This is a genomic window from Sphingobium sp. LMC3-1-1.1, from assembly GCF_040676285.1.
Classification (GTDB): Bacteria; Pseudomonadota; Alphaproteobacteria; order Sphingomonadales; family Sphingomonadaceae; genus Sphingobium.
On the sequence record NZ_JBEGHQ010000071.1, the window covers coordinates 1 to 303 of the forward strand.

General features: G+C 66.3%; 1 protein-coding gene. It reads left to right on the top strand.

The window, feature by feature from the left end; all coding sequences use genetic code 11:
* On the top strand, positions 1-303 hold a 303-nt coding region (locus MRBLMC3_RS21135), incomplete at both ends, for an SDR family NAD(P)-dependent oxidoreductase (protein WP_363832119.1).

Consider the following 303-nt stretch of genomic DNA (forward strand, 5'->3'; position numbering starts at 1 on the left):
TGGGTGGCGTGGATATCATCGTCCACATGCTCGGCGGCTCCTCGGCTCCGGCTGGGGGCTACGAGGCCCTCAGCGACGCGATCTGGGCAAGCGAACTCGACCTCAACCTCATGCCGGCCGTGCGGCTCGACCGGGAACTCGTTCCGGCCATGGTGACGCACCGTAGCGGCGTCGTGATCCATGTGACGTCCATCCAGCGCGAACTGCCCCTGCCGGAGGCGACCACCGCCTACGCCGCAGCGAAGGCTGCTCTTTCGACCTACAGCAAGAGCCTGTCCAAGCAGGTCTCACCGCAAGGCGTTC